Raw genomic sequence first — 695 nt, 5'->3', positions numbered from 1 at the left:
GCCCTATTAAGACTCGGTTTCCCTACGGCTCCCCTATACGGTTAACCTCGCTACTGAATGTAAGTCGCTGACCCATTATACAAAAGGTACGCAGTCACCGAACAAGTCGGCTCCCACTGCTTGTATGCATGCGGTTTCAGGATCTATTTCACTCCCCTCACAGGGGTTCTTTTCGCCTTTCCCTCACGGTACTGGTTCACTATCGGTCAGTCAGGAGTATTTAGCCTTGGAGGATGGTCCCCCCATATTCAGACAAGGTTTCACGTGCCTCGCCCTACTCGACATCATCATATAAGCCCTTTCGTGTACAGGACTATCACCCACTACGGTTGCACTTCCCAGAGCATTCCACTAGAACTTATATGACTTAATGGGCTTTTCCCCGTTCGCTCGCCGCTACTAAGGGAATCTCAATTGATTTCTTTTCCTAAGGGTACTGAGATGTTTCACTTCCCCTCGTTCGCCTTGCATGACTATGTATTCATCATGCAATACCTACCTTATGGTAAGTGGGTTTCCCCATTCAGAAATCTCCGGATCACAGGATATTTGCCGCCTCCCCGGAGCTTATCGCAGGCTATTACGTCTTTCATCGCCTCTGACTGCCAAGGCATCCACCACATGCACTTAATTACTTGACTATACAACCCCAAACAGTCGTCGTTACCTACAAGGAGTAACTACAACTTATCGTT

General features: G+C 48.1%; 1 rRNA gene. It reads right to left on the bottom strand.

The features are described from left to right. Positions 1-641, bottom strand: a 23S ribosomal RNA gene (locus tag ACU0NF_RS11880); the annotation flags it as partial. Positions 642-695: the final 54 nt, after the last annotated feature.

The sequence above is a fragment of the Acinetobacter sp. F16 genome (assembly GCF_052712855.1).
The sequence above is the reverse complement of the archived record's forward strand: the minus strand, read 5'-3'. Positions and strand labels throughout refer to the sequence as shown.